This is a genomic window from Azospirillum sp. UENF 111221, from assembly GCF_058780625.1.
Window position 1 is genome coordinate 2,111,595 of record NZ_JBSNCH010000005.1, and the last position, 22,758, is coordinate 2,134,352.

Annotated in this window: 20 protein-coding genes and 2 tRNA genes; 15 read left to right on the top strand and 7 right to left on the bottom strand. The window is 69.6% G+C overall.

The genetic code is table 11. The features are described from left to right. Positions 1 to 39: 39 nt before the first annotated feature. Positions 40 to 534, bottom strand: a complete 495-nt coding sequence (gene gpt / locus ACWPN3_RS24700) for a xanthine phosphoribosyltransferase (RefSeq protein ID WP_012975236.1) — start codon at positions 532 to 534, stop codon at positions 40 to 42. Between the two features lie 232 nt (positions 535 to 766). On the opposite strand from gpt, the gene ACWPN3_RS24705 reads away from it, so the two are divergent. The 11 genes from ACWPN3_RS24705 (at position 767) to ACWPN3_RS24755 (ending at position 10,723) form a co-directional block, all read left to right on the top strand. Continuing rightward, positions 767 to 843: transfer RNA gene (locus ACWPN3_RS24705), tRNA-Arg, on the top strand. Positions 844 to 1,041: 198 nt separating this feature from the next. Next, a tRNA-Arg gene (locus ACWPN3_RS24710) sits at positions 1,042 to 1,118 on the top strand. 145 nt (positions 1,119 to 1,263) lie between these two features. Next, on the top strand, positions 1,264 to 2,214 hold the full coding sequence (gene pip / locus ACWPN3_RS24715) for a prolyl aminopeptidase (protein ID WP_492239856.1): 951 nt from the start codon (positions 1,264 to 1,266) through the stop codon (positions 2,212 to 2,214). Between the two features lie 249 nt (positions 2,215 to 2,463). Beyond that, complete coding sequence (gene mutM / locus ACWPN3_RS24720) at positions 2,464 to 3,306, top strand: bifunctional DNA-formamidopyrimidine glycosylase/DNA-(apurinic or apyrimidinic site) lyase (protein WP_492239857.1); 843 nt, start codon at positions 2,464 to 2,466, stop codon at positions 3,304 to 3,306. A gap of 12 nt (positions 3,307 to 3,318) precedes the next feature. After that, positions 3,319 to 3,783 carry a hypothetical protein gene (locus tag ACWPN3_RS24725; RefSeq protein ID WP_492239858.1) on the top strand — a complete coding sequence of 155 codons (465 nt, stop codon included), beginning with the start codon at positions 3,319 to 3,321 and terminating at the stop codon, positions 3,781 to 3,783. 130 nt (positions 3,784 to 3,913) lie between these two features. After that, positions 3,914 to 4,690 (top strand): enoyl-CoA hydratase, encoded by a 777-nt coding sequence (locus tag ACWPN3_RS24730; RefSeq protein ID WP_109095875.1) that lies wholly within the window; start codon positions 3,914 to 3,916, stop codon positions 4,688 to 4,690. Positions 4,691 to 4,885: 195 nt separating this feature from the next. Next, the gene (rpsT, locus tag ACWPN3_RS24735) at positions 4,886 to 5,146 is read left to right on the top strand and encodes a 30S ribosomal protein S20 (protein WP_109095874.1); all 261 of its coding nucleotides are present in this window, start codon (positions 4,886 to 4,888) and stop codon (positions 5,144 to 5,146) included. 524 nt (positions 5,147 to 5,670) lie between these two features. Then, on the top strand, positions 5,671 to 7,224 hold the full coding sequence (gene dnaA / locus ACWPN3_RS24740; protein WP_492239859.1) for a chromosomal replication initiator protein DnaA: 1,554 nt from the start codon (positions 5,671 to 5,673) through the stop codon (positions 7,222 to 7,224). A gap of 112 nt (positions 7,225 to 7,336) precedes the next feature. Beyond that, entirely contained in the window at positions 7,337 to 8,263 is a 927-nt protein-coding gene (locus ACWPN3_RS24745; protein ID WP_158285345.1) for a GGDEF domain-containing protein, read from the top strand. Positions 8,264 to 8,451: 188 nt separating this feature from the next. Next, positions 8,452 to 9,636: an extracellular solute-binding protein gene (locus ACWPN3_RS24750; RefSeq protein WP_492239860.1), complete on the top strand. Its 1,185-nt coding sequence runs from the start codon at positions 8,452 to 8,454 to the stop codon at positions 9,634 to 9,636. Positions 9,637 to 9,655: 19 nt separating this feature from the next. Continuing rightward, complete coding sequence (locus ACWPN3_RS24755; protein WP_492239861.1) at positions 9,656 to 10,723, top strand: ABC transporter ATP-binding protein; 1,068 nt, start codon at positions 9,656 to 9,658, stop codon at positions 10,721 to 10,723. 132 nt (positions 10,724 to 10,855) lie between these two features. Here ACWPN3_RS24755 and ACWPN3_RS24760 read toward each other — a convergent pair whose 3' ends face one another. The 6 genes from ACWPN3_RS24760 to ACWPN3_RS24785 form a co-directional block, all read right to left on the bottom strand. Continuing rightward, the gene (locus ACWPN3_RS24760) at positions 10,856 to 11,938 is read right to left on the bottom strand and encodes a Tim44 domain-containing protein (protein WP_492239862.1); all 1,083 of its coding nucleotides are present in this window, start codon (positions 11,936 to 11,938) and stop codon (positions 10,856 to 10,858) included. A gap of 114 nt (positions 11,939 to 12,052) precedes the next feature. Then, entirely contained in the window at positions 12,053 to 12,505 is a 453-nt protein-coding gene (locus ACWPN3_RS24765) for an RNA-binding S4 domain-containing protein (protein ID WP_492239863.1), read from the bottom strand. A 47-nt stretch (positions 12,506 to 12,552) separates the two neighbouring features. Further along, entirely contained in the window at positions 12,553 to 15,093 is a 2,541-nt protein-coding gene (locus ACWPN3_RS24770; RefSeq protein ID WP_492239864.1) for a helicase-related protein, read from the bottom strand. 110 nt (positions 15,094 to 15,203) lie between these two features. After that, on the bottom strand, positions 15,204 to 15,338 hold the full coding sequence (locus ACWPN3_RS24775) for a hypothetical protein (RefSeq protein WP_282188094.1): 135 nt from the start codon (positions 15,336 to 15,338) through the stop codon (positions 15,204 to 15,206). Positions 15,339 to 15,508: 170 nt separating this feature from the next. Beyond that, on the bottom strand, positions 15,509 to 15,769 hold the full coding sequence (locus tag ACWPN3_RS24780) for a Spy/CpxP family protein refolding chaperone (protein ID WP_492239865.1): 261 nt from the start codon (positions 15,767 to 15,769) through the stop codon (positions 15,509 to 15,511). Between the two features lie 13 nt (positions 15,770 to 15,782). Next, positions 15,783 to 16,103: a Spy/CpxP family protein refolding chaperone gene (locus ACWPN3_RS24785; RefSeq protein ID WP_492239866.1), complete on the bottom strand. Its 321-nt coding sequence runs from the start codon at positions 16,101 to 16,103 to the stop codon at positions 15,783 to 15,785. A 242-nt stretch (positions 16,104 to 16,345) separates the two neighbouring features. Here ACWPN3_RS24785 and ACWPN3_RS24790 point away from each other — a divergent pair, with 242 nt between their 5' ends. The 4 genes from ACWPN3_RS24790 to icmH all read left to right on the top strand — a co-directional run bounded on the left by ACWPN3_RS24790 (position 16,346) and on the right by icmH (position 22,749). Then, the gene (locus ACWPN3_RS24790; RefSeq protein ID WP_098740737.1) at positions 16,346 to 17,089 is read left to right on the top strand and encodes a response regulator; all 744 of its coding nucleotides are present in this window, start codon (positions 16,346 to 16,348) and stop codon (positions 17,087 to 17,089) included. Continuing rightward, positions 17,086 to 18,570 carry an ATP-binding protein gene (locus ACWPN3_RS24795; RefSeq protein ID WP_492239867.1) on the top strand — a complete coding sequence of 495 codons (1,485 nt, stop codon included), beginning with the start codon at positions 17,086 to 17,088 and terminating at the stop codon, positions 18,568 to 18,570. Before ACWPN3_RS24790 ends, ACWPN3_RS24795 begins: the two co-directional genes overlap by 4 nt. Before the next feature lie 328 nt (positions 18,571 to 18,898). Further along, complete coding sequence (locus tag ACWPN3_RS24800; protein ID WP_492239868.1) at positions 18,899 to 21,373, top strand: transglycosylase domain-containing protein; 2,475 nt, start codon at positions 18,899 to 18,901, stop codon at positions 21,371 to 21,373. Positions 21,374 to 21,456: 83 nt separating this feature from the next. Beyond that, positions 21,457 to 22,749: a type IVB secretion system protein IcmH/DotU gene (gene icmH, locus ACWPN3_RS24805; protein ID WP_492239869.1), complete on the top strand. Its 1,293-nt coding sequence runs from the start codon at positions 21,457 to 21,459 to the stop codon at positions 22,747 to 22,749. Positions 22,750 to 22,758 lie beyond the last annotated feature (9 nt).

The window sequence follows — 22,758 nt, forward strand, 5'->3', positions numbered from 1 at the left end:
AAGGGCGCGCCCCGGTCGGGGGCCGGTCCAGGGGGCCGGTCAGCCGTTCCGCTGCTTGGCGATCGGCTGCGAGAATTGCAGCTCGATGTCCCAGGGGAAGTGGATCCAGGTGTCCTGGCTGACTTCGGTGATGAAGGTGTCGACCAGCGGCCGGCCGGCCGGCTTGGCGTAGACGGTGGCGAAATGCGCCTTCGGCAGCATCTTGCGCACGATCTCCGCCGTCTTGCCGGTGTCCACCAGGTCGTCGATGATCAGCCAGCCCTCGCCGTCGCCGGCCTTGGCGCCTTCGACGCCCTTCAGGATCGTCGCGTTGCGCTGTTGCTGGTGGTCGTAGCTGGAGACGCAGACGGTGTCGATCATGCGGATCTCAAGCTCGCGCGCGATGATCGCCGCGGGAACCATGCCGCCGCGCGTGATCGCGATGATGCCCTTCCACGGGCCGCGGTCGATCAGGCGCCAGGCCAGCGCCTTGGCATTGCGGTGGAGCTCTTCCCAGGACACCGGGAAATGCTTGTTGAAGGGGGCTTCGGCCACGGTACTGACTCTCCAAAAACAGCAAGTGGACTGTATAACCCAGCCGCCGCCGCCCGGCAATCCGGGGCGATTCGGCCGTCCGGGCCCCGCGGTCGCAGGGGCTGCCGCAGGGGGCTTGCTGGCGGGGCGAAAATTCGTGAAAAAAGCGCTTGCGGGGCAGGGGGCTTCTGAGTATGTTGCGCGCCTCGACGCCGACGGCCTGCCGCCGACGCCGGGACAGACGATGGATAAAGCGCCCGTAGCTCAGCTGGATAGAGCATCAGACTACGAATCTGAGGGTCAGGAGTTCGAATCTCTTCGGGCGCGCCATCCTTCCCGTTCGACGCACGGGCCACCTCCTGGGTGGCCTTTGTCGTCTGGGACATCGTCGAAATCCGCCGCTGGGCTCCGGTGTTTTTCTTCGCGAAAACCGCTTGCCTTCGATGACGGATTTGAGTAGGTTGCGCGCCTCGACGCCGGGGGATACTTCGACGGCGAGATGCTTGGCAGACAAGTTCTGTGGATAAGGCGCCCGTAGCTCAGCTGGATAGAGCATCAGACTACGAATCTGAGGGTCAGGAGTTCGAATCTCTTCGGGCGCGCCATCCTCCCAAAAGCACAGTGATCGACACCCAAGGCCGCCTCCGGGCGGCCTTTGTCGTTTGGGGGTTCGCCGATGAGCCTCGTCGCGCTGGCGCAAGCCCCGGTGGCTCCACTACACTCGGGGCCCGCACCACTGGATGCATGGCCATGCCCCGCAGCGACTTCTATCCGCCCATCGACCCGTTCCAGACCGGCACGATTGCCGTCGACGGGATCCACACGGTTTATTGGGAGCAGGCGGGCAACCCGCGCGGCGTGCCGGTGATGTTCCTGCATGGCGGTCCGGGGGCCGGCGCCTCGCCCACCCACCGCCGTTTCTTCGATCCCGCCCATTACCGCATCATCGTGATGGACCAGCGCGGCGCCGGCCGCTCCACGCCCTTGGGCGAAACGCGCGAGAACACCACCGAGCGGCTGGTCGAGGACATCGAGACGCTGCGCCGCCATCTCGGCATCGAGCGCTGGCACCTGTTCGGCGGCTCCTGGGGCTCGACCCTGGCGCTCGCCTATGCCCAGACCCACCCGGACCGCTGCCTGGGCCTGATCCTGCGCGGCATCTTCCTGATGCGGAAGAGCGAGATCGACTGGTTCCTCTATTCCATGCGCATCCTCTTCCCCGAGGCCTGGGCCGCCTTCGCCGGCCATATCCCGGAGGACGAGCGCGGCGACCTGCTGGAGGCGTTCTGGAAGCGGCTCGATTCGTCCGACCCGGCGGTGCGCATGGCCGCGGCCCGGGTGTGGAGCATCTATGAGGGAAGCTGTTCCTCGCTTCTGCCGTCGCCCGACCTGATCGCGGCCAGCGGCGAGGACCGCCACGCCCTGGGGCTGGCGCGGATCGAGGCGCATTACTTCCGCTCCAACCGCTTCACGCCGGAGGACAAGCTCCTGCGCGACGTCGACCGCATCCGCCATCTGCCGGCGGTGATCGTCCAGGGCCGTTACGACATCGTCTGCCCGGTGATCTCCGCCGACGCGCTGCACCGCGCCTGGCCGGAAGCCGATTACCGCATCGTCCCCGACGCCGGCCATTCCGCCATGGAGCCCGGCATCCGCGCCGCGCTGATCCAGGCGACGGAGCGGTTTAAAGAGTATCGGTGACGGGAGCTTCGGGGAATCGCTGAGGTGGGGCAAGATCGACACGGATTTCACGGATTTAGACACGGATTTCACGGATTTTTTTTGAGCTTGGCGCCGCTTGGGACTGTTCCGGCAGCAGCGGCTTCGGGACGCCACATCCGTGAAATCCGTGTTTCAATCCGTGAAATCCGTGGAGATCTTGCCCGCCGCTCCCGCACTCTTCAGGCAACCGCCCTTGCACCAATCCCCCTCCCACCCCACACTCTGCCGATGCCTGAACTTCCCGAAGTCGAGACGGTGTGCCGGGGCCTCGCCCCGCATCTCGAAGGCCGGCGGCTGGTCCGTGTGGAGCAGCGGCGGCCGAACCTGCGCATCCCCTTTCCGCCGCGCTTCTGCGAAAGGCTGACCGGGCGTGTGGTCACGTCGGTGCGGCGGCGCGCCAAATACATCCTGATGCATCTGGACGACGGCGGCGTGCTGATCGCCCATCTCGGCATGTCCGGCCGGATGATCATCGCGCCGGAACGCCCCGACGCCTTCGACAAGCACGATCATGTGGTGTTCGAGACCGATGCCGGCACCATCGTCACCTTCAACGACGCCCGCCGCTTCGGGCTGATGGACCTGACGGTGGCCGACGCGCTGGGCGACCACCCGATGCTGCGCAACCTGGGGCCGGAGCCGCTCGGCAACGAATTCTCCGGCCCCGACCTCGCCCGCCGTCTGGCCGGCAAGATCACCCCGATCAAGGCCGCCCTGCTCGACCAGGGCATCGTCGCCGGCTTGGGCAACATCTATGTGTCGGAGGCGCTCTACCAGTCCGGCATCCTGCCGACCCGGACCGCCGCCAGCCTGACGCCCGCAGAGGTCGACCGCCTCGCCGTCGCGGTGCGCGAGGTGCTGGAGCGCGCGATTGCCGCCGGCGGCTCGTCGCTGCGCGACTACCGGCAGGCGTCGGGAGAGCTGGGCTATTTCCAGCACCAGTTCGCCGTCTACGACCGGGAGGGGGAGGGTTGCCCCGACTGCGACTGCGACCGTGCCCGGACGGGGGGCGTTCAGCGGATTGTACAGTCGGGCCGCTCGACTTTCTTTTGTGCGGCGCGCCAACGGTGATATAGCTGGGGCATGACGGCTCTACCGGCCATGCTCCGGGCGGCGTCCGCCGCTTTCCTCCTTGCCGGCCCCGCAGTTGCGGGCCTGGGGAGCTTCCTCATTCCCATTCCTTCGGCACTGGCGGCCCAGCTTGCCGCAGCCGAGTCCGGGCCCTTCGTCCCCGGCACCACCGATGTGCCGGTGATGCCCGGGCTGGCGTCCGCCGAATCGGAGCCGCTGGTCTTCGACAAGCCGGGTGGGCGGATCGTCCAGGCCGTGCTGTCGGGCGAGGTGCCGCGACAGGCGGTGCTGGCCTTCTACGACCAGACCCTGCCGCAGCTGGGCTGGCGCCGGACCGCCGACCGCGTCTTCGTCCGCGACGGCGAGGAGCTGCGGCTGGAGTTCCCGCAGGCCGCCCAGAAGGCGAAAGCCGCCACCGGGACCGCCACTGGGACCGCCACCGGGACAGCCGTCCGCTTCACTTTGACGCCGCGCTGATCGCGGGAACACCCGCCATACTCGCGGCAGCCCTTGCCATTCGTCGCCATCGAACACCCTCAACAACCACGAGTCCCGGAAGCAACCGGGCTCGCCCCATCGGGAGAGTGCTGCAGCCATGTCCGCCACCATGTCCTATGAAACCATCCTCGTCGAGACGCGCGGCCCGGTCGGGCTGATTACGCTGAACCGTCCGAAGGCGCTGAACGCGCTGTGCGACCAGCTGGTGACCGAGCTGGGCCAGGCGCTGGACGCCTTCGAGGCCGATCAAGCCATCGGCGCCATCGTCGTCACCGGGTCGGAGCGGGCGTTCGCCGCCGGCGCCGACATCAAGGAGATGGCCGGCTTCTCCTATATGGATGTCTACAACTCCAACTTCATCACCGCGAAGTGGGAGCGGCTGGCCAAGTGCCGCAAGCCGACCATCGCCGCGGTCGCCGGCTTCGCGCTGGGCGGCGGCTGCGAGCTGGCGATGATGGCCGACTTCATCCTGGCCGCCGACACCGCCAAGTTCGGCCAGCCCGAGGTCACCATCGGCACCATCCCCGGCGCCGGCGGCACCCAGCGCCTGACCCGCTTCGTCGGCAAGTCCAAGGCGATGGAGATGGTGCTGACCGGCCGCATGATCGACGCCGCCGAGGCCGAGCGCTGCGGCCTCGTCTCCCGCATCGTCCCGGCCGCCGAGCTGGTCGAGGAGGCGGTGAAGGTCGCCACCAAGATCGCCTCGCTGTCGCAGCCGGTCATCGCCATGGCGAAGGAGGCGGTCAACGTCGCCTATGAATCGACGCTGGCCGAGGGCATCCGCTTCGAGCGCCGCCTGTTCCACTCGACCTTCGCCACCGAAGACCAGAAGGAAGGCATGGCCGCATTCGCCGAGAAGCGCCAGGCCGGCTGGAAGAACCGCTGAGTCGTCGCGCCAGCTTCGACTCTGCCGCTGGAGCCGTCCCCTGCATCTTGCGGGGGACGGTCCAGATCCCATCAAGATGTCGTTGAAGTACGATTAGTCAAAATCATCGGGCGTCCACGCCTTGACTCGCGGTGCGCTGCCGCGTATAAGGCGCGCTCGCATCACGACAGCCGTGTCGTTCGGAGTAGGGTTTCCATGGCCAATCATAAGTCCGCTGAAAAGCGCATTCGTCAGACCGAGCGTCGCACGGAAGTCAACCGTGCCCGCGTCAGCCGCATCCGTTCCTTCGTCAAGAAGGTCGAGGGCGCGATCCAGAGCGGCGACAAGTCCGCCGCCGCCGAGGCGTTCAAGTCCGCTCAGCCGGAGCTGATGCGCGGCGTGTCGAAGGGCGTGCTGCACAAGAACACTGTGTCGCGCAAGCTGTCGCGTCTGTCGGCTGCGATCAAGGCTCTCTGATAGAGCTTTCATACGCTGCTTTCAAAAAGCCGCGCCCGTGACTCGGGGCGCGGCTTTTTGCGTTTAAAGTAAATGTGCGGATGCTCGACAATTGTCTTAGATTGTTCTTGGGATCGCGTATGAGATTCGGGATCGGTCATGCGGTCAATGAGAACGTTTTTATCTTTTTGGGCCGTTCGCCATCTGTCCCATTGCCAGATTTCCGCGGCATGGTTAGACTTTTGGTCCATTCGGTCGGGCGAAATAGGGTGATGCAACACTCTGTGTCCGTCCGAACACAGCAGTGAAATACTGAAGGTCTTACGCCGGATCAGGGCTTGTTGAGTCCCGGTCGTTCGCACGATCTTCTTTTACTTACAAGCTGTCGCGCCTGGGGCGGGATTTTCAATCCCGTCGACTCCGGCGTGTGCTTTTTGGATATAGTGTTCCGTTCGGTTTTTCCTTGCCCGGAGTCCTTCGGGCTGGACCAGACGGCGGCCATTCCGGTTTTGGCCGGCCGGCGGAAGGAGCGGGGGTAAGGGAGCATGTCGGTCGGCGTGTCGTTGGATCAGCAGTGGGCGCGCATTCGCGGACGCCTGAAGGAAGAGGTCGGCGAGATCGCCTACCGGAGCTGGCTTCAGCCGCTGTCCGTCGCCAGCCTGATCGGCGGCGAGGTGTGCATCGTCGTGCCCACGCGATTCATGCGCGACTGGGTGCTGACCCACTATGCCGACCGCATCCGCGCCCTCTGGTCCGGCGAGAATCCGGAAGTGCAGTCGATCGACGTCATCGTCGCCTCCACGAATCCGCCGGCGGCCCTCGTCGCCGACAATGACGACATCGACGACGACCGCCCATCCCCGCCCCGCGGTTTCGATTCTCGCGGCTTCGATTCGCGCGCCGCCGACTCCCGTCCGGCTCCCCGCCCGGCCCCGCCGCAGGGGTCGTTCTCGGGATCGCCGTCCGGATTCTCCGGCGAGCCGGCCCCGTCCACCGTCTACACATCCGCCTCCTATGGCGGGGCGTCGGACGAATCGCCGACCGCGGTGCCTGCGATTCTGGAGGACCGGTCCGACCTGTCGGCCGCACTCGACCCGCGATTCACCTTCGAGAATTTCGTCGTCGGCAAGCCGAACGAGCTGGCCCACGCCGCCGCAAGGCGCGTCGCCGACGCCACCACCGTGACCTTCAACCCGCTGTTCCTCTATGGCGGGGTGGGGCTGGGCAAGACCCACCTGATGCACGCGCTGGCCTGGCAGATCCGCAAGAACGACCCGAACCGCAAGGTGCTGTACCTGTCGGCCGAGAAGTTCATGTATCAGTTCATCCGGGCGCTGCGCTTCAAGGACACGATGGCCTTCAAGCAGCAGTTCCGCTCGGTCGACGTGCTGATGATCGACGACGTGCAGTTCATCAGCGGCAAGGACTCGACGCAGGAGGAGTTCTTCCACACCTTCAACGCGCTGGTCGACCAGAACCGGCAGGTCATCATCTCCGCCGACAAGAGCCCGTCCGACCTGGAAGGCATGGAGGAGCGGCTGCGCTCCCGCCTCGGCTGGGGGCTGGTCGCCGACATCCACCCGACCACCTACGAGCTGCGCCTCGGCATCCTCCAGGCCAAGGCCGACGCGCTCCAGGCCAGCATCCCGATGAAGGTGCTGGAGTTCCTGGCCCACAAGATCACGTCCAACGTGCGCGAGCTGGAAGGGGCGTTGAACCGCATCGTCGCCCATGCCGAGCTGGTCGGGCGGTCCATCTCGCTGGAGACGACGCAGGAGGTGCTGCACGATCTGCTGCGCGCCAACGACCGCCGCGTCACCATCGACGAGATTCAGAAGCGGGTGGCGGAGCATTACAACATCCGCGTCGCCGACATGCATTCCGCCCGCCGCGCCCGCGCGGTGGCCCGTCCGCGCCAGATCGCCATGTATCTGGCCAAGCAGCTGACCGCCCGCTCCCTGCCGGAGATTGGCCGCAAGTTCGGGGGCCGTGACCACACCACGGTCATGCATGCGGTCAAGAAGGTGGACGAGCTGCGCGCCACCGATCCGTCCTTCGCCGAGGATGTCGAGCTGCTGCGCCGCATGCTCGAAAGCTGAAGAGCGCTCAATCCACCGGTGACGGTGTGTTGCCACGCCACTATGCCATAGCACCGTGGAGTCTGTTAAGGTCCGCGCGCACGGACTCTTCGCCGACGACACGGGTGTGCTGGTGGAAACGACTGTTCTTGTCGCCGACGATTCCAATTTCTTTCGTGAACTGATCCGGGAAGAGCTGGAAAGCAGCGGCTACCGCGTTCTGCTCGCCAAGGATGGCGGACAGGCGCTCGCCCTCTATCGCAGCCACGACATCCACATCGTCATCACCGATCTGGAAATGCCGGTGATGACCGGGCTGGAGCTGTGCTGGCATGTCCGGGCGGCGGACGACCAGCACCGCACCTTCACCATCCTGATGACCGGCGACAGCGAGACGGCCCGGCGGGTCGAGGCCTTCGAGTCCGGCGCCGACGAGTTCCTGGCCAAGCCCATCGACCTGCCGATGCTGCGCGCCCGCGTGCGGGCCGGCGAGCGCATCACCCGCATGCACCGGGTGATGGTGGAGATGCTGAACACCGACTACCTGACCGGGGTGGCGAACCGCCGCTATTTCATGGAGCGGCTGGAGCAGGCCTACCGTGTCGCGAGGGAAGGCGGGGCGCCGCTGGCGGTCGCCATGTTCGACATCGACCATTTCAAGGCGATCAACGACACCCACGGCCACGGCAATGGCGACCTCGCGCTGAAGCGCTTCGCCGACCATTGCGCCGCCCAGGTGCCCGGCGGCGGCTTCCTCGGCCGGCTGGGTGGGGAGGAGTTCTGCCTGTGCCTGCCCTCCGGCGACCTGGAGGGGGCGCTGGCGCGGGTCGAGGCGATCCGCCGCTCCACCGCCGAGCTGACGGTGGAGACCGGTAGCGGCGCCGGCTTCGGCTTCACCGTCAGCATCGGCATGTGCCTGGACCGCGGCACCGTCTCGGTCAACGACCTGATGACCCAGGCCGACGAGGCGCTCTATTTCGCCAAGCGCAGCGGCCGCAACCGCACCGTGCTGCGCGGCGCCGAGGGCGTGGTGGTGAAGGCGAGCTTCTACGTCATGTGACGATCCTCCTGCCGGGTTCTCCCTTTTTCCCATGTGACGGCTCTATGAAGTTTGGCGGAGCCTCATCTTCCCCCATGGACGGACGGCTTTTGTCTCAGGCACACTTTGCGTCTTGAGCGGGGCTGCGCGAAGTCGCCGCCAGGGGAACCTGAAAAAACGCCATCCAAGAGCCAGGGAGACCGGACGTCATGTCCAAGATCGAGAACGCCCAGAGCGAGTCGCAGCGGTCCAGCGCCGAGACCCAGCGCGCCGCCAAGAGCTTCACCCGCCGCCTGCTGCTGCAAAGCGCTGCGGCCGCCGCCGGTGTCGCCTCGGTCGGTCCCTTCGTCCTGCGCGAGGGCCGGGCGGCGTCGGGCAGCGTGAAGATCTTCTCCTGGGCCGGCTACATCAGCCCGGACATGCTGGCCGACTTCGAGAAGAAGACCGGCGTCAAGGCGACCCTGACCGAATACGGCACCAACGACGAGCTGCTGAACCAGCTGAAGGCGACCGGCGGCGCCGGCTTCGACATCATCCACCCCACCGTCGACCGCGTGCCGAACTATGTCGAGTTCGAGCTGGTGCAGCCGATCGACGAGGCGAAGGTGAAGTGGGACGGCTGCCTGAAATCGTCGGTCGAGGGCTCCGCCGGGATGGGCGGCGTCGTCGGCGGCAAGCGCTATTTCGCCCCGGCCGACTGGGGCACCGAGGCGCTGGCCTACGACATGAAGAAGGCGCCGCTCGCCTACGGCACCGCCAGCTACGGCGACCTGTGGGCGCCGGCCAACGCCGGCAAGGTGACGGTGCGCGGCCATTCCTCGCTGATCGGCATCGCGCTGTGGCTGGAAAGCCAGGGCAAGCTGCCGCACCCGGTCCGCGACCAGTTCAAGGACGAGGCGAAGGCGCGCGCCAACTTCGACGCCATCCTCAAGGTGGCCGCCGCCAACAAGAAGTCGGTCGCCCAATTCTGGACCAACGAGAACGAGGCCCAGGGCGCCTTCCGCGCCAACGGCTGCGTCATCGGCCAGACCTGGGACAGCAGTGCGGTGGCGCTCCGCAAGGAAGGGCTGCCGGTCCGCTTCGTGGCGCCGAAGGAGGGTGCGCTCGCCTGGATGGAAGGCTTCGCCATTCCGAAGAAGGCGGAGAACCTGGACAACGCCTATGCCTGGATCAACTGGTTCTACACGCCGGAGGCCGGCGCGCTCTACACCAACCATTCCGGCATCTCCAGCACCGCGGTCGGCGCCGAGGCCCACCTGACCGACCTCAACAAGCAGTTCTTCGCCGACGCCTATCCCGGCGACGCGCTGCAGAAGCTGTGGTGGTGGCCGATCCAGGAGGCGTGGTACGTCTCCATCCGCAACGAGTACCAGGATCGCTTCCTGGCGGCGTGATCCGCACACAGCAGGGGCCATGAGCCAAGACGTCCAACTCGACCACGTCACCATGCGGTTCGGCGACACCGTCGCCGTCCGCGACGTCTCGCTGACCATCGGGGCCGGGGAGTTCTTCAGCTTCCTCGGCCCCTCCGGCTGCGGCAAGACCACCATCCTGCGCATGATCTCCGGCTTCATGGAGCCGACCGACGGCGCCGTCCGCATCGGCGGCCGGGACATGAAGGGGATCGGTCCGAACAAGCGGCCGACCGCGCTGATCTTCCAGAACCTGGCCCTGTTCCCGCTGATGACGGTGGCGGACAACATCGGCTTCGGGCTGGAGGTGCGCGGCGTCCCGTCGGCCGACCGCAAGCGCCGCGTGCGCGAGCTGCTGGAGCTGGTGGCGCTGCCCGACACGGCGGACAAGCGGGTGACCGACCTGTCCGGCGGCCAGCGCCAGCGCATCGCCATCGCCCGCGCGCTCGCGGTGGAACCGGCGGTGCTGCTGCTGGACGAACCCTTGTCGGCGCTGGATCTCAAGCTGCGCCAGCACATGCGCGCCGAACTGCGCGAGTTGCAGAAGCGCACCGGCGTCACCTTCATCTACATCACCCACGACCAGGGCGAGGCGCTCACCATGTCCGACCGCATCGGCGTGATGTCGCGCGGCGTGCTGGAGCAGGTGGGCGACGGCAAGACCATCTACGACCACCCGGAAACCGCCTTCGTCGCGTCCTTCGTCGGCGAGGCGAACCGCTTCGCCGGGCGGGTGACGCAGGCGGCCGACGGCTGGGCGGTGCTCGACAGCGCCTTCGGGGCCTTGCGCGGGCGCAACCCGCGCGGGCTGGCGGTGGGCGACCGCGCCACCCTCTATGTCCGGCCGGAACGTCTGGCGCCGGCACGTCCGGGAGCGGGCGAGAGCGACAACAGCCTGAGCGCCCGCGTCAGCCACAGCGACTTCGAGGGCGCCTTCGTCAACGCCTTCCTCGACGGCGGCCTGACCGTGCAGATGCCGCATCTGGGCCAGGAGCCGGCCTTCGTCCCCGGCGAGACCGTGCGGCTGGGCTTCCGCGCAACGGACGCCGTGGTGCTGCCGACGAATTGAGCCTCCCTCTCCCTAAATCCCCCTCTCCCCGGGGGGAGAGGGGATCCCGGGGCGGGAGAGGGCATAATCCGCACAAACGAAAACGCCCCGGCCAATGGCCGGGGCGTTTCGCATTCCCGATACCCGCAAGCCTCAGCTGGCCTGCTGGATCGCCGACAGCTGCCACTGGCCGCCGCGCGGGCGGACGAAGGTCCACAACTCGGTCGCCTCGGTCGGCTGCGAGGCGTTGCCCTCGATCACCTTGCCGCTGGCACGGTCCACCGTGACGTCGGTCAGCGCGAAGCGCATGGCGACGGTGGCGTATTCCTGCGCCCCTTCGCGCCAGCCCTCGGCCAGATCGCCCTGGAGCAGGCGGACGTCGCTGACCTTGTTGACCACGCCGCGGCTGCGGTTCTCCGCCAGATCGTCGTTGAAGTAGGAGAACATCTCCGGCGTCGTCGCGGCGCGGAGCGCCTCGGCATCCTCACGCCCGTAGGCGGTCTGGACGGTGACGAGCAGCCGCTCGAACGACTCGAAGTCGGCCGGCTGGATGCCGATCTCGTCGGCCGCCTGACGGCGCTGGGCCGGGCCGGCGTTGCCGCCACCCATTCCGCGGTTGCCCATCGGGTTGTAGCCGGCGTCGGCCGCCTCGCGGTTCATCTGGTCGCCCTGCGGACCGCCGGCATAGGCCGGCCGGTTTCCACCGAGCGGACCGCCGGACGCCGCGGTGTTGGCGGTCTGCGAACGGTTGCGGAAGAAGCGCATGGCCAGCCGGACCAGGAAGACGACCAGCAGGATCTGCAGCAGGAAGCCCAGGATGCCGGCGAAGCTGCCCAACCCCTCGAAGAAGCCGCCGCCGAACAGCATCGCGCCGATGCCGGCGCCGATCAGGCCGCCCATCAGGCCCGACATGAAGCCGCCGCCGAAGAAGCCGCGCGAGGGGGCCGCCGCCGGGGCGGTGGCCGCGGCGCCGGGGCGCTGCATGCCGGGCGACGCCGCCGGGGCGGTCGAACGCTCCATCGGCGACACGGAATTGGGGGCGGTGCTGGTGGCGGCCGGCGCCTCGGTCGTGCGGCTGCCGCGGCTGCCGGACGAGCTGCTCTTGCCGGCGCGGGCGTCGGCGGTTCCGGCGGCCAGCGCCATCACCAGCGCAACCGCCACGGCGGTCGCAGCGCGGGCGCCGCGCTTCGCTGAAGAGGGGGCGGAAAGGCTCGAAGGTCGGGTCTTCTCGCTCATGATCGTGCTCGCTTGTCGCATCTGGTCGGTTATCCAGCCTTCCCAGATGGGGGTGGTCCCGCCTCCGTTTAAGAGGCGGTCTCACTTTTTTCGAGCAACAATCAGCATCGCCGCCTAATCGGTCTCACTTTGCCAAACATTGCTCATCGGCCCATCGCCCATCGGGCCGTCACCATGCAGGGCGTCGATCGCCCGGCGGTCGCGCTTGGTCGGCCGCCCGGCGCCCGGCGGCTGGAACGGCGCGCGGTAGGGATCCTGCAGGCGCTCCTCCGGCACGGGAGGGGCGAGATCCTCGTACAGCGCCTGGGCCTCCGGCGCCGGGCCGCGGCGGCTGCCCAGCGCCACCACCTTGATGACGCGGATGTGCCGCCCCTGGGCAAAGGTCAGCACGTCGCCCGGCTTCACCGCCGCATGCGCCTTGGTCACCACCGCCCCCGACAGCCGCACGCCCCCGTCGTTGCACAGCTTGGCGGCGAGGCTGCGCGTCTTGAAGAAGCGCGCATACCAAAGCCACTTGTCGATCCGCAGCCGGCCGGGGGTGGAGTCTTCGCTGTCGGTGTTGCTCATGGGCGTTTCCGTCTGTTGGTCTGGTGTCCTGTGGTCGTCATGCCCCCTCACATCCCCGACAGCTGCCGCAGCTTGGCGAAGGGATGGTCCTCGTTGGTCAGCTTCTCGCGCCGCTGCCGGTTCCCCTGCTGCTGGCGGGAGGGCCGCTTGCGCTTCCAGGTCACCGCGCCATCCTCGGCCACCATCCGCACATAGCTGAGCCCGGCCAGCACCGCCCCCAGCTCCTCCGCCGACAGGCCGACGCGCTGGCCGAGCGCCACCTCGCGGATCGGTGCATTGGCTCTGGACGCGGTCAGCAGCTCCGTCTCCAGCCGGTCGAGCATGTCGACGCGCAGCGCCCGCCCGCCGGCCAGCGGATAGCCGATGGCCTCCCAGAAGCCGGGCGGCGCGCCGCCCTCCTTCACCGGCGGCGCCTCGACAGACACCCGGCCGGGCGGCGGGATCGGCACCGGCAGCGGATGGCCCTTCGACACCGCCCACAGCAGCCCGCGCAAGGTCACCGCCGCCGGCTTGGCCAGCGCGGTCAGATAGAGGTGCGACACCCCGAGCCGGACGCCCAGCCCGGTCAGCGCCTTGCGGTCCTCGCGCTCCAGCCGCTCGACCATGTCGGCGACGGGCTGCCGGGGCAGAACCCCAAGTCCCTCCACCAGCTGGAAGGCCAGCCCCCGCCCCGCCCCCGACAGCCCTTGCGCCGCGGACAGCGCGAAGAGCGGCTTCAGCCGGGCGGCGATGTGGTCCTTCAGCCAGCGCTCCAGCCGTGCCCGCACCCGCTCGCGCTGGGCCTGGTCCAGCATGCCGTCGTCGAACGGCACCACCAGCGGCGCCAGCACCGACTGGCCGGCGGCCAGCCGCGCCACCGGCAGGCCATCCGCACTCAGCACCGCGTCGGCCTCCAGCGCGAAGGCGTCGTCCGGCTCCGCCTCGAAGGCGCGCAGCCGCTTGGCCAGCTCGTCGCGCAAGGCCCGTCGGGCGGCGGTCAGCAGCGACTTTGCCTCGTCGGAGCGGTCGGGCGCGTCGGGAACGAAGCGGAAGCCCTCCAGCTTGCCGACGACATGCCCCTCCACCACCACCTCGCCGTCGGCGCGCACGCCGCCCAGCAGCGAGCGCCCGTCCTTCAGCGTGCGGGCCAGCGTGGCGGACCGGCGGTCGATGAAGCGCTGGGTCAGCCGCTCGTGCAGGGCGTCGGACAGCCGGTCCTCGATGGCGCGGGTGCGTTCCTGCCAGTGCAGCGGGTCCTTCAGCCAGGTCGGCCGGTTGGAGATGTAGGTCCAGGTGCGGATGTGGGCGATGCGGGCGACCAGCGCGTCGATGTCGCCCTCGGTGCGGTCGAGCCGGGCGACCTGCTTCGCCACCCAATCGTCGTCCAGCCGGCGCAGCGGCGTGCGCAGGCTGCGGAAGATCTGGCCGAGCAGCTTGGTGTGGGCATCCGACAGCACCTTGCGGAAGTCGGGGACCTGGCAGACCTCCCACAGCAGCTTCACGGCGTCGCGGCCGCGCGCCAGATCCATGATGTCGGGATCGCGCACCAGCGCCTGGAGCGCCAGATGGTCGTCGGCCTCGCGCACACGGGACAGCTCCGCGAGCGGCGCCCGTTCCTCCAGCGATTTCAGCAGGAAGCCCGGCGTGTCGAAGCGCAGCTCGCTGTTGCGCCAGGACAAGGCCTTGACCGTCTCGAACTCGTGGTTCTCGACGCGGGTGACGAGGTCGGCGTCCAGCTCCCCCACCTCGTCGGTGGTGCCGAAGGTGCCGTCGCGCATGTGGCGGCCGGCGCGGCCGGCGATCTGCGCCACCTCGGCGGGGCGCAGGCGGCGCGGGGCGAAGCCGTCGAACTTGACGATGCGGGCGAAGGCGACATGGTCGACGTCCATGTTCAGCCCCATGCCGATGGCGTCGGTCGCCACCAGATAATCGACCTCGCCCGCCTGATAGAGCCCGACCTGCGCGTTGCGGGTGCGCGGGCTGAGCGCGCCCAGCACCACGGCGGTGCCGCCGCGCTGGCGCCGGATCATCTCGGCGATGGCATAGACGTCGGTGGCGGAAAAGGCGACGACGGCCGAGCGCGGCGGCAGGCGCGTCAGCTTCTTGTGGCCGGCATAGGTCAGCTGCGAGAAGCGCGGCCGGCTGATGAATTCCGCCTTCGGCACCAGCCGGCGGATCATCGGCTGCATCGAATCGGATCCCAGCACCATCGTTTCGACCATGCCGCGGGCGTTCAGCAGCCGGTCGGTGAAGATGTGGCCGCGCTCCGGGTCGGCGCAGAGCTGGATTTCGTCCACCGCCAGGAAATCGACCGCACGGTCCAGCGGCATCGATTCGACGGTGCAGACCCAGTAGGACGGGTTGGGGGGCAGGATTTTCTCCTCCCCCGTGACCAGGGCGACCGCGTTCTTCCCCTTGATCCCGACGATGCGGTCATAGTTCTCCCGCGCCAGCAGGCGCAGGGGAAAGCCGATCATTCCGGACCGGTGACCGAGCATGCGCTCGATCGCCAGATAGGTCTTGCCGGTGTTGGTCGGCCCCAGCACGGCGACCACACGGCCCCCCCGCCCGAGACCGCCGCCCGCCGAAGCGTGAGTGGCCGAAGCCATGGACGACGTCATGGGGTTAAGCTTTGGGGTGCGCGAGGCCGCAATGCAAGCGGCGGCTTGGCGATGTATGGCGATTGCGCTGGTCTGGACGTCCGGTCGCCGCCGGACGGCTAATGCCGCAGGGAGAATGCTCGGCCGGCGCGGAGCGAACGGAGCCCGCTCCGGGCAATGCCGAGGATCAGCAGGTAATCCTGCTTGATGACCGACAGGCTGAAGAACAGCGGGGAAAGATCGAACGCGCTCATGGGAGTGATCCCGGATTTCGGGGCGAAGCGAAAGACGCTGGAAACGAGAGTCTGGAGACGAAAAGGGCCGCCGAATGGGGGTTCGGCGGCCCTCGGGCTCACGGCGGCTGCGTTGGGGGGCTTGGGATCGCCGCCGGGAGTCTCTCTGTTACGTCAGCCAGTCTGTTACGTTATCCCTTGGGCGGCTCCTGCGGTGCCGGCGCCGGGCCCGGCCCGGGGCCCTTGCCCGGACCCATGCCATGCCGCGGACCGTCATGGTCCCAGCCGCCCGGGCCGCCATGGTGCGGGCCCATATGGTGGCCGCCCATGCCGCCCGGTCCCGGGTTCAGCATGCGGTCGGCCTGCTTCTGCTGGTCGGGCGTCAGCTGGGCGTAGAGGTCGGTCAGGGCCGGGCGGACGGTCTGGACCTGCTGCAGGTGGGCCTGCATCATCTGCTCGGCGCGTTCAAGGCGCTGCGGCAGGGCTGCCGGCGGCGGGGCGTCCTTGAACTTGACGCACAGAATCCTGCGTCGGCTTCAGGCTGGAGCGGGCGGCGTCGGCGAACTTGGTCCAGGCGGCGCGCTGCTGCTCGGTGATGTTCAGCTTCTTCTCCGCATAGGCCAGCTTGCCGGCCAGACGGGCCTCCTGGTCCTCGCACATGCGGGCGAAGTGGCGGTCGGGACCGCCGGGAGGCGGGCCGCCGGCCGGACCACCCTGGGCGAAGACCGGAACGGCCACGCCGAGACCGGCGACCAGCAGGGCGGACGTCAGAAGGGCGCGTTTCATGGTGTCGACTCCTCGGTGTGTTGGTGCTGTCTAAACCCCGGATGGAGGGGGCTTATTCCGTTGGGACGGTGCCGGCTGTGTCGCCGTCGTTGTCCCGATGACCAGACAATGGGCGCCGAACGTTGCGGTCGAATGTCCGCAAACCGGTCATTTGGTAACAGAGTGTAACCGCGGGCCGTCCCGTAACCGGGCGTTACACATTTCCCCTTCACGCCCGCGGCGCGGCGCCCGATCATGGGGCCATGGACCGCACGCCCCATCTCCTCGTCGTCGACGATGACCGCGAAATCCGCTCCCTCGTCGCCCAGTTCCTGACCAAGCACGGCTTCCGGGTCACCGGGGTCCGGGACGGGGCGGAGATGATGCGCACGCTCGACGGCGCCCGCGTCGACCTGATCGTTCTCGACCTGATGCTGCCGGGGGAGGACGGACTGTCGCTCTGCCGCCGCCTGCGCGCGACGCCGCAGACGGCGCAGACCCCCGTCATCATGCTGACCGCCATGGGGGAGGAGACCGACCGCATCGTCGGGCTGGAGATGGGCGCCGACGACTATCTGGCGAAGCCCTTCAGCCCGCGCGAGCTGCTGGCCCGCATCAAGGCGGTGCTGCGCCGCGTCTCCGCCCCGCCGGTGGCGGGCGCGCCTGCGGCGGCCGGCACCGTGCTGCGCTTCGAGGGCTGGTCGCTCGACCTCACCAAGCGCGAGCTGCGCTCGCCCGACGGCGTGCTGGTCCAGCTGTCGGCCGGCGAATACGACCTGCTGGTCGCCTTCGTCGAGCATCCGCAGCGGGTGCTGACCCGCGACCAGCTGCTCGATCTGGCGCGCGGCCGCTCGGCGGTGCCCTTCGACCGCTCCATCGACGTGCAGGTCAGCCGCCTGCGCCGCAAGATCGAACCCGATCCGGCCGACCCGACGCTGATCAAGACGGTGCGCGGCGGCGGCTATCTCTTCACGCCGACCGTCAGTAACGGCGGTGTGGCGCCATGACCGCCCAGCCGGAAACGGCCAAATCCCAGCCGGAAACGGCCAAATCCAGGCTCGCCCGCCGCCGCGGCGCCTTCCGCCGGCTGCCCGTCCGCTTCCCCGACAGCCTCGCCGCGCGCATCGCCCTGACGGTGGTGCTGGCCCTGCTGCTGACCCAGGCGATCAGCGCGCTGGTCTATCTGACCGACCGCAGCGAGGGGCCGCCGATCCACGGCCCCAACGTGCTGATCCAGCGTGTCACCGCCATCGTCCAGCTGGTGGAGAGCACGCCGCCGCCGGGGCGCGAGCGGGTGGTGCGCGCCATCGACGACCCCGTCCTGCGGGTCGAGCTGCGCCCCGACCGGCCGCCGCCGCTGTCGCCCGGCACCTATGCCGGCGGCCGGTTCGAGGGGCTGAAGCGCCGGCTGAGCGAGCAGCTCGACACCGCCGACCGCAACATCCTGATCGAAATCCAGCGGCCGCCCCGTAAAGACGCCCCACCGCCGCCGCCCTTCATGGCGGGCGACGAGCCCCGGCACTGGGGGCCGCATGTCCGGCTGTCGGTGCGGCTCGGCGACGGCTCCTGGCTCAGCTTCACCGGCGGCGAGCCGCTGCCCGGCCCCTTCGGCATCGTCCGCTTCGTGCTGTGGATGGGCGCCATCGTCGCGGTGATCCTGCTGGTGTCGCTGCTCGCCGCCCGCCGGGTGACGGCGCCGCTGGCCGGCTTCGCCGCCGCCGCCGAACGGCTCAGCGTCGACGGGCAGGCCGATCCGCTGCCGGAGGAAGGGCCGCTGGAGCTGCGCGCCGCCACCCGCGCCTTCAACCGGATGCAGGCGCGCCTCGCCCGCTTCGTCGCCGACCGCACCCAGATGCTGGCGGCGATCGGCCATGACCTGCGCACGCCGATCACCCGGCTTCGCCTGCGCGCCGAGCTGGTCGACGATCCGGAGATGCAGCGCCGGATGCTGGCCGACCTCGACGAGATGGAGGCGATGATCTCCGCCACGCTGGCCTTCGCCCGCGACGACGCCCAGCGCGAGCCGCGCGGCCGCTTCGACCTTGCCGACCTGCTGCAGAGCCTGTGCGACGACCGCGTCGACGCCGGCCACCGCGCCGTCTACGAAGGCCCCGCCCATGCGGTGGCGGAGGGCCGCACCGTGGCGCTGCGCCGGGCGCTGGCCAACCTGATGGACAACGCGATCAAATATGGCGGCGGCTTCACCGTCCGGCTGGAGACCGGCCCGGACGGCGCCCAAGCCCACTCCCAGGCCCACGCCAATGCCCTGATCCACATCGACGACGACGGTCCCGGCATCCCGGAGGCGGAGTTCGAGAAGGTCTTCGCCCCCTTCTACCGGCTGGAGCGCTCGCGGTCCCGCGACACCGGCGGCGTCGGGCTGGGCCTGTCCACCGCCCGCAGCGTCATCCGCGGCCATGGCGGCGATGTGACGCTGGCGAACCGCAGCGGGGGCGGCCTGCGCGCCACGGTGACGCTGCCGCTTTGATCTCCCTCTCCCGGCAAGGATCCCCTCTCCCCCCCGGGGAGAGGGTTAGGGTGAGGGGGACGCGCGGCGAGGATTTTCAAGAGTCGCGCACTTCCCGCTCCCCACCAAATCCATCCCATGCATCCCCCTCACCCCGACCCTCTCCCCGGGGGGGAGAGGGAGGCCCCCGCAATTTCGGATAGAGCTCATCCTTTCGCCACGGTCCGGAGACAAATAATCGTCGCTCCTCCACCGGTCTTCCGGCCAAGCGGCTGTGAGCGTATGAGGATCGAAGCGGGAACGTTTCCCGCACTCACCACCCAGACCTGACAGGGCCAGCGAGCGCGCCGTGACCGCCGACCGACCGGACCACCAGACGGACCATGGGACGGACCAGCGCCGGAGCAGCCAGCTCTACGCCGGTCCCCGCCCGGTCCGCACCCGCGAAGACCCGTCGCCGCTCGACCGGCTGACGGCCGGCGAGTTTGCGCGCCTGTTCGCCGCCAAGGCGGTCGAGCTTGCCCGCGACCGGCTGGCGGCCGCCGGCAAGGGCAAGCCGCGCCGCAGGTCCCCGCCGCCGTCGGCCGCCCCGCCGCCGACACCCTTCAGGCAGCCCCGCCGCCGGTCCCGCGGCCTGCCCGGCTTCAAGCTGCCGAACTTCACCCTGCCGTCCCTCTCCCTTCCAAGGATCTCCTTGCCGAAACCGAAGCAGCAGCCGACCCCATCCGCTCGCCGGTCCGGCGGCAGCCCGCCGCCGCCGTCTCCGCAGCTCTCGGCCCAGCCCGCCGGCCGCCCCGGCCGGGCGCCGCAGCCGCCCCGGAAGAACGGCGGCGGCTGGATGAGGCGTCTGGTCCAGTGGGGCCTCGTCGCCGCCATCTGGTGCGGCATCGGGCTGGGTGCGGTGCTGGCGTGGTTCGCGCTCGACCTGCCGGACATCTCCAAGGTGGCGCAGTTCGAACGCCGCGCCTCGATCACCGTGCTGGCCGCCGACGGCAGCGAGTTCGCCCGCTTCGGCGACCTGCACGGCACGACGCTCAGCGTGCGCGACCTGCCGCCGCATCTGGTTGGCGCCGTGCTGGCCATCGAGGACCGCCGCTTCTACAGCCATTTCGGCATCGACCCGCTCGGCCTCGCCCGCGCGGTCTATGTCAACTGGCGCTCCGGCCGGGCGGTGCAGGGCGGTTCCACCATCACCCAGCAGCTCGCCAAGAACCTGTTCCTGACGCCCGAGAAATCGCTGAAGCGCAAGATCCAGGAGGCGATGCTGGCGCTGTGGCTGGAGAGCCGCTTCACCAAGGACCAGATCCTCACCGCCTATCTGAACCGCGTCTATCTCGGCGCCGGCACCTTCGGGGTGGACGCCGCCGCCCGCACCTATTTCGGCAAGCCGGCGACCGAGGTCGACGTGCGCGAATCGGCGGTGCTGGCCGGCCTGTTGAAGGCGCCGTCGCGCTACGCCCCCAGCTCCAACCCCGACGAGTCGGCGGAGCGGGCGCGGGTGGTGATGGCGGCGATGCTGGACGCCGGCTACCTGACCCAGCCGCAGTACGAGGCCGCCCGCGCCGCCAAGCCGTCGCCCAAGCGAAAGCCCGGCGGCGACGGCCGCTATTTCGCCGATTGGGTGACCGATCTGGTGCCGGGCTTCGCCGGCCCCGACCATGGCGACGTCATCGTCCGCACCACGCTGGATTTGAAGATGCAGCGCGCCGCCGAACAGCGGCTGGAGGCCCTGCTGGCCGGTCCCGGCGCCGCCGCCAACGTCCGCCAGGGAACGCTGGTCGCCATGAGCCCCGACGGCGCCGTCCGCGCCCTGGTCGGCGGCCGCGATTACGACGGCAGCGAGTTCAACCGCGCCACCCAGGCGCTGCGCCAGCCGGGATCGGCCTTCAAGCCCTTCGTCTATCTGGCGGCTCTGGAGTCGGGCTGGACCCCGGACAGCCTGATCGACGACGCTCCCGTGCAGCTCGCCAACTGGAGCCCCGGCAATTACGACGGCAAGTACCGCGGCAGCATCACGCTGGCCTCGGCGCTGGCCCATTCCTCCAACACCGCGACGGCGCGGCTGATCGACCGGGTCGGCACCGACCGGGTGCGGCGCATCGCGTCCAACCTCGGCATCTCCTCGCCGCTCACCCGCGACCTGTCGCTGGGCCTCGGCACCAGCGAGGTGACGCCGCTGGAGCTGGTGCGCGCCTATGCCGGCATCGCCAACCGCGGCGTTCCCGTCTGGGCCTATGCCATCACCGAGATCAAAAGCCGCGACGGCACCGTCCTCTACCGGCGCCAGGGCGGCGGCGGCAGTCCGGTGGTCGATCCCGCCCATGCGGTGCAACTGTCCCGCATGATGACCGGCGTGCTCGATTACGGCACCGGCCGCAGCGCGAAGCTGAACCGCCCGGCGGCGGCCAAGTCCGGCACCACCCAGGACTATCACGACGCCTGGTTCGTCGGCTTCACCGCCGATCTGGTCGCCGGCGTCTGGCTCGGCAACGACAACAACGAGGCGATGAGGAAGGTCACCGGCGGCACCCTGCCGGCCAAGCTGTGGCGCGAGTTCATGGCAGACGCCCATGCCGGCAAGCCCGCCCGCCCGCTTCCCGGCCTGGACGGCGCCCCGGCCTGGAGCCCGCCCCCCGGAAGCGTGATGCCGGCAATCCTGCCGCCGGGCACCGGGCCGCAGGGCGGGGTGCCGGTGGCGTCGGCCGACGCGCGGCCCGGCGGTGTCCCGGTCGGCGGCATCGGCTCGCTGATCGAAAAGATCGCCGGCGGCTCCGGCGCCGCGCCCAGGGTGCAGTACGACTACAGCAACAGCGGCGTGCGGTAGGAGGCCGACGCCGCGCCCCAGGTTTCCCCCGCCGCCCCGACCCTGCTATACCTCCCCCCGGATTTCTCCAGAGCGGACGACAGATGCAGGCGGAAGAGCGATTGGACGGACCGGGCATGGCGGAGGCGGACGAGCGGCCGCTCGCCGCCGTTCTTGCCGCCCTGGCATCCGACGATCCTTCTCCCGGCACCGCAAATCCGCCCCCCCGCCTGCCGGTCGCTCCGGGTCCATCCCCCCTCAATCCCCTGCTCGGCATTGCCGCGCCGGTGCTGGCGCTGGTCGGCGCGTTGCGCGACCGCAGCCTGACCGATCAGCCCCGCGCCGCCGCCGCCGCGGCGCTGGAGCGTTTCGACCGCGCCGCCTCCGCCTCCGGCCTCGACCCGGACGAGGTCCGCGCCGCCCGCATTGCGCTGGCCGCCACTCTGGACGACGTCGCCCGTGCCGCCGGCCATGGCGGGGCCGCCATAGCGGAACCGGGTGCAGGCTTGCGGTTCTTCGACCTGCTCGACGGCATGCTGGGCGACCCGCGCCGCCACCGCCACGCGCTGGAGCTGTTCTACGCCTGCCTGTCGCTGGGTTTCGAGGGCCGGTTCCGCGACCGGCCCGGCGGCGGCCACGACCTCGCCCGCCTGCGCGACGAGCTGTACCGCATCCTGCGCCGTGCCCGCGGCGACGTGGCGGCGGAGCTGTCGCCGGCCTGGACCGGGGTGGCGGAGCCGTTCCGGCCGCCCAACACCCTGTTCGGCAATCCGGTGAGCGCTGTGCCGGGCTGGATCGTCTGGGCGGTGGTGGCGCTCGGCCTGTCCGGCCTCTACGTCCATCTCGCCGGCACCCTTGACCGGCAGGCGGAGCCGGTGGTCGCCCGCATCGCCGCCTTGCTGCCCGACCGCCCGATCGAGATCGCCCGGCTGGTCCCGCCGCCGCCGCCCACCGCCGGCCCGGCGCTGATTGGCCGCATCACCGGCCAGCTCGCCCCGGAAATCCGCACCGGTGCGGTGGAGGTGCTGGCGGGAGAGGATGGCGCCCTGGTCATCCGCGTTCCGGCGGCGGCGATGTTCGCCACCGGCAGCGACGCCGTGAAGGCCCGCCACCGCGCCATCGTCGAGCGGGTCGGCCAGACCCTGGCGGCGGAACCCGGCAGCGTGCTGGTGGTCGCCCACACCGACGACCAGACCCCGCCCGGCGGCCGCCTGCCGGCTGCGCAGGCTCTGACAGATGCCCGTGCCGAGGCTGTGCGCAAACTGCTGGAGCGCTCGCTGCCGCCCGCCCGCCTGTCGGCCGAGGGCCATGGCGACCAGGAGCCGATTGCGCTGAACGACACGCAGGCCGGGCGCGACGCCAACCGGCGGATCGACATCCGCCTCTATCCGCATTAGGGCGCCCGC